Source organism: Budvicia aquatica DSM 5075 = ATCC 35567, from assembly GCF_000427805.1.
Taxonomy (GTDB): domain Bacteria; phylum Pseudomonadota; class Gammaproteobacteria; order Enterobacterales; family Enterobacteriaceae; genus Budvicia; species Budvicia aquatica.
Genome location: NZ_ATYS01000089.1, coordinates 1 through 8,709, shown reverse-complemented (window position 1 = coordinate 8,709; position 8,709 = coordinate 1). Strand labels below are relative to the sequence as shown.

Sequence of the window (8,709 nt, the reverse complement as noted above, 5' to 3'; positions counted from 1 at the left end):
CACGTTCACCGGTTGGCGCGAGACACTCTTCTTTTAATACGCCTTCTAGCTTAAAGCGGGGGTTTTTAACAAAGCAAAATAGCATGCGTCTATTCTTCGCTAAAATACGGGCGGACATCTTGTGTAAATCACGATACAGGTAGAAATGGTCAAGCAGGGCATCGATCGTTGCCCAGAGTACGGCTTTACCTGAGTAATTTTTTTCGCCAATGCCGGTAGTGATATGACCGACCTTGTGGTTCAGATTGATATCGATGGTATAAAAGCCAATTAACGCGTTGTTACTTTTATCAACAATACCGAGGAAGAAATTACGATGATTATCGAACTGGGCGATATAGTCTGCCAACTGCTGTGCGGAGAAATTGATTGGCGGAAGATTCAGGCCTTCCATCATATCTTCGCTATTCATCCACTGTAAAAACGTGTCTGAAACATCTGACGGCGCTAAGCTACGGACAAGATAACCGTTGGTTTCAATATAGACGGGGACCCCGGCCAGATGAAAGGAACGCTGAGTCATAAACATCGCCTAATCATTGTTAATATCTCCGATACACTGAGTGTAAACCAATAAATGAATGGATGAGTCGTGACATCAAACCCGGCAAATACCGGGTTTGAGTCATCTCAAACAATATCACCGTGGTCACGGTTAAAAATGCCAGTTAAAGTAGGCCTTAGTACCGTGGTCGGTAGAGTTATCGCCGATTTGTCCGTTATACATGACACCCACGGTCGTCTCTTGGGTCAGGTTGACGTCGATACCGGCCTCAAGAATGGCGACATCGTTACTGAGCTGAGTCCCCTCGATATTAAAGCGGCTATAGCCAGCGAAGTTCAAATTGGCATCCGGCGTGACTTCGTTATAGGCGTGGCGCCATCCGACGGTTCCCCACAGCTTAGCCGTTTGACCCCCTTCTAGCGTAAATCGCTGAGTAAAGCGGTTGCCGATAGTGGTAAAGAACATATCAGTCGTATCAGAAGCACCGCTTAAACGGGCAATTCCGCCACTCTCATTAAAGCTTTGCGTATAGCTTTGTACGTAGGCACCATCAACAAAGGGTTCGATTGTGATAGTTGACGTTAGCGGGATGAGGTAACGCGTTTCGGCAAACAGTTGAGATGTTCTGGCACCGTAATCCGCCGTCAAACGGTCCTGTAGGCCCGGAATATTGATTGACCGGTCCGTTGAGTACTGATGCCAGGTTTGCCCCAGACCGGTATGCAACGACAGGTTATCCCATTGACCTTTAACATAGGCACCAACGTGATAATCATCACGTTCGGCACTGGCCCGGCGTTGCTGATTATCAATATTTGCCCGGCTGTAACCGGTCATCACGCCGGCAGTCCAGGTTGGGTTAATCTGTTGGTCGACACCAATGAACACGCCACCGGTGTGGCGTTTTAAATCGGCAACGTTATGGTTTCCATTAAAACGTCCCCATGAGCCATAGGTATGCGCCCAGGCTCCGCCTTCAGAGCCTGATTCTTCACGTAGGCGATTGTTTACCGCTTCGCGTAAGAAACGACTGTCTTCCAGTAGGGCACTTTTTGCTGAAGCATGAATTTCACCGGAAAGTTGCTTAAATGACTGACGGGCTGTTTCAACGGAAGGCTGAGAAACGATGATGTCGTGAATATCACCGTTGCCCGGGTTATTGGTGTTACCGTCGATATTCGAGCCAAGGTTACATTCATTACTGCTCATNCCCNGCTGGCAAAGANTCNCTTCATTGCGCACNACCACAAGGTAAACATTCTGTGGGTCGTATTCGTAATNAATATTGACGAACGGCATGGCGACTAGCTTATCAAATTGGCCNGTCACGCTACCGGTAGCAGACAGGACGTGCCAACGGCTGTCGGGGATATACAGTGTAAAATCACCGTCCTGCTGCGTGGTGACACCACCGCCATATAGGTAGGCGTTACCGTTAACCTGNAATAGGTCAGAGACGTAAGGATTNTCTAACGCGCTGTCGGTCGTCATATTNACCNTATAGTGAGACCCTGACTGCATGGTCAGGTCGCCATTAATGGTCAACGTTTGCGGTGACGTAGAGAATACCGCGCCGGGTGAAATATTACCGCCGTTATATATCGTCGTTGTTCCGACAATACCGGTACCGGCAAGGGTGCCACGTTCAGCAATGCTCATTGAGCCGCCCAGCACGTTGCTGACGACCAGCGTTCCGCCAGTTATCTCGGTTTTGCCGCTGAACAGGCTGCGGTCAGTATCAAACTCAGTAATACCGTTAACCTGTTTGATAGTTCCTTTACCTTCTGCGCTGCTGACCAGGTCGGTAGTAAAGGTATAGTTGCCGCTCAGGTCGGTATGGTTAAAGACAATAGCCCCCTCGCCGGCACCAAACATGATTTGATTTGCGTCAATGCGACCTACTCTCTGTGGTGCATGACCTTCAGCGCCACCGATATTAAGGGTTCCCACGCCATTGACCTGATTTCCCAGATACAAATCACCCAGAATGCTGTTATCAAATAGCGGTTCATGGACGTAGTAGCCCGAATCCTGACGCTGATAGAAGTAGCCGGTACTGCCCAGCGAGACGACGCCGCCGTTGGCGATTGTCAGACTACCTGTCCCACTTTCACCAATAGAAAGATGACCCACTTCATTGACTTCAGATGTAACATAAGTGTGGCCGGATGCCTTCCAGAGACTATTTTCTCCAGATACCAACACCGAACCGTTGCCATTATCAACGCCAATATATGCGCTAATATTAGACTCTCCCGTGTTGGATGCCATGGTCGACAGGCTTGCCCCATCTAAAACAGAGATAGTGCCGAGACTACCGGCATTCACGCCGACTTCTAACCCTTGACTGAACACCGCCTGACTCTGGATGGTTTCGCCATTTTTCACCACGCTTCCGGCGATATTAAGGGTACCGTTGCCTTGACGTTCACCAATAACAGCATCGATTAATCTTTCACCATAAGCGTTCGTGGAGACCATCATCTTACCGCCACCGAGGATGTTAATGGTGCCTGTACTGGCGATGCCACTGTCGGTACCTTGCCCTAGCGTGAATGAGCGATGATCGTCACTATATCCCATGGAGCTAGATTCAATACTGCTCCCGTCAACCTGAAGGACGCCTTTGCCACCGTCAGTGCCTACATGCAGTTCCCTGACCATAAAGGCAGACGAATTCATCGTATGTTCGCTGGCACTTTTTCCTGTTCCAGTCAGGGAAACCAGACCGTCACTGTTCAGGCCAGAACCAATATTGAGCTTTTGCAATTGTATTTTTGGTGTAAAAGTGTATTCGTCAGGATCCTCAGTATGGGATACATCAAAAATGTAATTATGGTACTCAACAACACCTTTTCCGCCATGGCTGCCCACGTCCATCGAACCACCGATATAGGTGTTGGAGTGGTAATTTACAGGTATACTGAGAATGTTTAATGATGCGCTATTGTCTGAGCCTTCACCGACAAATAAGGTGTGGTTATAGTCGCCATCAAGGCTGGGGGAATAATAGTCAATGGTGGCCAGCGAGAGTTCAACCGTCTGATGGCCCGTGCCATAAATGTACAGGTCATCATTCAAGGTGGGCGTGGTATTGTTGGACCAGTTGTTTTCATCAAAAAACTGGTTGCTTCCGCTGGCATTATTCCAATAGACATCAGTGGCCTGAACAACCGGTGCGGTGCTGACTACTGACAGTATGCTTAAAAGGATCAGATTCTTTCTAAATATCCGTATATTAGATTTTTTCATGTTTTCCATAACTTTTTTATGTTGAATTTAAGTATGACGATGACTTAGTCCATGTCGGCGCTTATTTTATATTAATTCGTGTTTAAAAAATATGAAGTGATACCCAAGTTAAATCAAAATGCCGGATTTAGCACCTGAAATTTATCGTTTAAGCGTGATATTAAGGCACTCGCTATTTGCGGTGGTTTTACCTCAAAGAAGTTTTAAATATCGTCTTTAACCATCTGCTTTGACAGATAATATCGGTTTTTCTTATTGGCTCATTCATCACTTTCCATAACCATTCTATCGGGTTTAAATTGGGACTGTAGGACGGGCGATAATGAAGCTCGATGTTCAGGACAAACGCCACATCTTTGACACGCTGACAAAGACGAACGCAGCAGCCTCGGGCAATTAAAGTGCAGCACGATATTAAGTCGGTTCAGTTACATGGCAGGGATGACCATTCTACGCCATACTCGACATGCTTAGTGCCTCATTCACATTGAGGTGCCTGATTCTCGTTGGCTCAATAATAAAAAAGAGGCGCATTGAATGACCGCGACACCGTTGAATGAAAAAACCCGCCATCGAGAGTATTCGATTATTCTGCCCATTCTCGCGCTGGTCATCTTATCGCAGTGGGGGAATACGACAAATTTGGCACTCGTGAGCCTGATTAATCTGTTTTCTTTAGTGGCAATCTTAGCCAGTGCCTTTAGTGTGGTTCGGCATGCCGACGTGTTGGCTCATCGACTGGGTGAGCCCTATGGCTCACTGATATTGAGTTTATCTGTGGTTATCCTTGAGGTCAGCCTGATTTCGGCGCTGATGGCCACCGGCGATTCAGACCCGGCACTAATGCGCGATACATTGTATTCAATCATCATGATTGTTACCGCAGGTCTGGTCGGTTTTTCCTTGCTGCTGGGAGGACGCAAGTTCTCCACTCAGTATGTGAATCTGGTGGGGATTAAACAATATCTGATGGCCATTTTTCCGCTGGCGGTGATTGTCCTGGTGTTCCCGGGGGCGCTGCCTGGCAACAATTTTAGTGGTGGGCAGGCCTTATTGGTCGCCATTATTTCTGCTGCGATGTATGGCGTATTTTTGGTGATACAGACGAAGACCCACCAAAAGTTGTTTGTCTATGAGTATGAAGATGACGACGGTGTTCCCCATCACGGCAAACCGTCATCGCACACCAATCGCTGGCATGCGACAGGGTTAGTCGTACATCTGATAGCGGTCATCGCGGTGACCAAGTTTAATGGCCAGCCTCTGGAGGTGTTATTGATTCAGGTCAATGCCCCTGCGCAATTCACCGGCTTTCTGGTGGCGTTGCTGATCCTGTCGCCGGAGGGATTGGGGGCATTACGCGCGGTGCTGGATAATCAGGTGCAACGGGCAATGAATCTCTTTTTTGGTTCCGTGCTGGCGACGATTTCACTGACGGTGCCCGCGGTGGTGTTGATTGCATCGTTGACCGAACGCGCGTTGATATTTGGTTTACCATTATCTCACGCGATAGTCTTGACGGCGGGTCTTCTGCTGTGCCATCTCTCGTTTTCTAGTGGGAAGACCAATGTATTGAACGGGATGGCGCATCTGGCTGTTTTTGCCGCGTACTTAATGACCATTTTTTCATGATGGCTGTAACAACTTCGCTGAATATGGGATGCGCTTGATGGGTCAGCCTCATTGTCGATGGTCTGCAGGCCGTCTCTCGTAGAGTACTCATACTCTGTTGTCCCTACGCCATAACAGGATCATTCGATGTCTATTTCGTCCTCAGCCCAAATCGGCCATCACTGTCTGATTGAATCCGGTGCGATGATTGGTGCGCATGTGCGTATCGGCCCTTTCTGTACGATTGCGGCCGGTGTTGATATCGGGGACGGAACGGTGGTGGGGTCTCATTCGGTGATTAATGGTCTGACACGGCTGGGTCGTGACAATATGATTGGGCCGTACTCGTCCATCGGCGAGGTGAATCAGGACTTGAAATATGCTAACGAAGCGACCGGTGTGGTGATTGGCGACAGAAACCGCATCGGAAAACATGCCACTATCCATCGAGGTACCCTTCAGGGCAATGGTCATACCGTCATTGGCCACGATAACCATTTTTTGAATGACGTTCATATCGGTCATGATTGCCTGATAGGTGATGCCACGGTCATGGGTGACCATAGCGGGCTGGCTGGGCATGTCAACATTGATGAGGGGGCACAGCTCGGTTTGATGTGCGCAGTACATCAGTTTTGCATTGTGGGCGCTCATGCACAGATAGCAGATCAGTCTTGCGTCGTTCAGGATGTTCCGCCGTTTGTTTGCGCCATTGGAAACCGCGCCTTTCCCTTCGGTTTTAACCGTCTGTCGCCGGTTTTCTTAGCCGCGAACATTCATCAACAACAGGTTATCCGGACCCTGTACGACAGGATGTATCACCAAGGCATCCCCGTAGAGGAGGTGAAAAAGGCGGCAAGACAGCTGGCGAGCGAATATCCGTTAGTGGCTTTTTTTCACGCCTTCTTTTCACGTTCAACGCGGGGCATTATTCGCTGAGTGACGCTAGGCTCATCGATGTTTATCCCGCGTGTAGCGCAGGGTTGATATTCTGCGTCGATGTCACTGATATTTGACGATATCAATATCATTAATTTTTGTGTAGTGCTGTTAGTCAGCGCACTAACGTGACCCGCGCTTTGTTAAGCGAGATTGTCGTTACCTGGGTATTGAAATGCCATTCGGCGAGGCTTGCCACAAAGGCCTGAGCATCACCGACTATCTGGAATGAAATGGGCGCTATCAACACACCCAACTCAGTAAACGCGTCGGTCAGAGCCTGTTTAGCGACATAGAACACCGGGCCTGTAACCGAGTCAGCCTGTTGTTCTGGCTCGCTGTTGGACGGGTCTAGCAAGATATTTTCCCATCCCTGCGTATTCAATTGCCTGATGGCTTCTGCTAGTCGGTATAAATCACTGTGTGTGGTTTTATCACCGGTGAATGAAGACCAAAGGAATATCAGGTCCTTTTTTAACCGGGCTTTCTCTCCTTGTTGGCGACCTTTGTCCAGCAGCAACTGNATGTCCACCGCTAATCTGCGGGTAAAGCGTTTCTGCTTTTGGGCCGTGGCCAGCCATCGAATTAAAAACAGGTGCTCTGTGAGCGGCGATGTCACTATGCCATCTTGCATTGCAGTACGTAGTGCGACTAAAGCACAAAAGGCGAAGTGGGCTAAGTCTTGTGTGGTCGGGGCATGGGGTGTGGTCATGGGTATCAAGCAGTCGATAAAATGGAGACCGATGGTACCTAAGCACGCGAGCCGTGACAATGTTTTCTCTTTTAATCCATGGGGCCATGGCATAACGTGCTATTTTTTGGTTAATTCTCTTTTATTGTCATCTTTCCCCCTTTATTCCCCTGCTAATACAGTCTTCTCCAGTGATAACACGAGATTGATCTGCGCGGACGATCGGTTTGTGAGAATTCATAGTTACAAACGATCAATCCATTATCGCGTATCCGGTAACATCCTTTGCACTGAATGGGTTGATGTTCATCAATGTGAAGGTTAAGTGAGAGGTAAAGGAAAATGGCGTATCGGCATGATAGTGATTTAGTTTTTTTATCCCAAGTCAGTACAGCGGATTTAGATGATCTGGTGTGCTGTTTAACCCATGATAAAAAGGGCCAGTCTCGCTGGACCGAAACGTTAACCGGTTCAAAAAAATATAAAGCGTACCATCCTGACCATGCGAAATATTGGGACGATATTGCGTCAGAAATTCAATGTTTTGGTGCAAATTCACTGACGACCCTTCTTCGACAAGGTAAAGGGGTACTCTACCGCGAGATTTTGTGTGATGTCTGCGACAAGCTCAAGGTCAATTACAACAAAAAATCCGCAGTGGAAAAGATAGAAAGCAACTTACTGATGAAAATACTCAATGACGCCATAGAGAAGATGTCAGCCGATGAGATTAGGCAATTGGGGACTGAACTTGGGATCCAGAATGCGTCCACGTTAACCCCTCAAATGTTATCGGCCTCCTTTCAGGCCATCTTCAAAGCCGGTGGGTTTAAATCTTATCAATTAACCATCATTGTTGTGAATGCGGTGCTCAAAGCGTTATTTGGTCGAGGACTTCCCTTTGTCGTGTCCGGTCCATTAATGAAATATATGGCTATTCTGACAGGGCCTATCGGCTGGGCGCTCACGTCCGCGTGGACAGCCGTGAGTATTGCTGGACCGGCTTATCGCGTCACCATCCCGATCGTTATCCAAATTGCGTTTTTGAGGCAAAAATTAGCCTTGGGTATGGTGGAAAACCTTGATGTCAATAAGGAAGACCTCGACATGGGGTATTTCGTGCGTGCCGACTTGTAGTGTCCGGTTAATGGGACCGCTTTCTATACGACCTGCTATTGGCAGGTCTTTTTACTATCTACATCAAGACGATCACTATTCGAATCAGGGCCGCCCTCACATGAGTGACGAGTAACGGCACCGCAACGTAAAATTTTACTATTACAACCATCTTTATGTATCGGCTATCGACAGGCCTGATGTCATCGCCCGTCACTGTCGATCGATAACCCTTATCGTCATGCCTTCGCACCCGATTATCCACTTTCTCTCTTATCTTAAACGACCCTGATGGCGTTATTCGACGCCTTATCCCCGAAAGCCCAGGGTGACCTGTTTGATTCTATCGTTGTGAGACTATTATGACATCATCATTCATTACGGATGTGCCGGCATCAGTGTGCCCGCAAGTTTGCCACCTGTATGCTTTCAGGCATGACACGGCCCGACAGAACCGTCTTATTGACCCAGTAGCATTAAGTCAACTATTGGGATTAAAAACAGAGGCTCAACGCCGACTCAATCAATATACGGATGCGGCCATCCGTTTAGAACCTGACGTGAACCGATTACGCCGTTGGGCGAAGGTTGGGCT

General features: G+C 48.1%; 7 protein-coding genes and 1 pseudogene. 4 read left to right on the top strand and 4 right to left on the bottom strand.

What is annotated here, in order from left to right:
• The 3 genes and pseudogenes from YWE_RS0120075 to YWE_RS30175 form a co-directional block, all read right to left on the bottom strand.
• Positions 1–523, bottom strand: a 523-nt coding sequence (locus tag YWE_RS0120075; RefSeq protein ID WP_211231037.1) for a GNAT family N-acetyltransferase, incomplete at its 3' end; no start/stop codon positions are given.
• 132 nt (positions 524–655) lie between these two features.
• The gene (locus YWE_RS32060) at positions 656–2,164 is read right to left on the bottom strand and encodes an autotransporter outer membrane beta-barrel domain-containing protein (RefSeq protein ID WP_428829286.1); all 1,509 of its coding nucleotides are present in this window, start codon (positions 2,162–2,164) and stop codon (positions 656–658) included.
• Between the two features lie 1,706 nt (positions 2,165–3,870).
• A pseudogene (locus tag YWE_RS30175) lies at positions 3,871–4,118 on the bottom strand (transposase); the annotation flags it as partial.
• 176 nt (positions 4,119–4,294) lie between these two features.
• On the opposite strand from YWE_RS30175, the gene chaA reads away from it, so the two are divergent.
• Both chaA and lpxA read left to right on the top strand, forming a co-directional pair.
• Positions 4,295–5,389, top strand: coding sequence for a sodium-potassium/proton antiporter ChaA (chaA, locus tag YWE_RS0120065; RefSeq protein ID WP_029096100.1), 1,095 nt, complete (start codon positions 4,295–4,297; stop codon positions 5,387–5,389).
• A gap of 126 nt (positions 5,390–5,515) precedes the next feature.
• Positions 5,516–6,307 carry an acyl-ACP--UDP-N-acetylglucosamine O-acyltransferase gene (gene lpxA, locus YWE_RS0120060; protein ID WP_029096099.1) on the top strand — a complete coding sequence of 264 codons (792 nt, stop codon included), beginning with the start codon at positions 5,516–5,518 and terminating at the stop codon, positions 6,305–6,307.
• 115 nt (positions 6,308–6,422) lie between these two features.
• Here lpxA and YWE_RS28065 read toward each other — a convergent pair whose 3' ends face one another.
• On the bottom strand, positions 6,423–7,019 hold the full coding sequence (locus YWE_RS28065; protein WP_071605912.1) for a DUF2913 family protein: 597 nt from the start codon (positions 7,017–7,019) through the stop codon (positions 6,423–6,425).
• Positions 7,020–7,340: 321 nt separating this feature from the next.
• Between YWE_RS28065 and YWE_RS28060 the strand changes: the two genes are divergently transcribed.
• Both YWE_RS28060 and YWE_RS30655 read left to right on the top strand, forming a co-directional pair.
• Positions 7,341–8,135, top strand: a complete 795-nt coding sequence (locus YWE_RS28060) for a YaaW family protein (RefSeq protein ID WP_051323473.1) — start codon at positions 7,341–7,343, stop codon at positions 8,133–8,135.
• A gap of 341 nt (positions 8,136–8,476) precedes the next feature.
• On the top strand, positions 8,477–8,709 hold a 233-nt coding region (locus tag YWE_RS30655), incomplete at its 3' end, for a hypothetical protein (protein ID WP_154661435.1).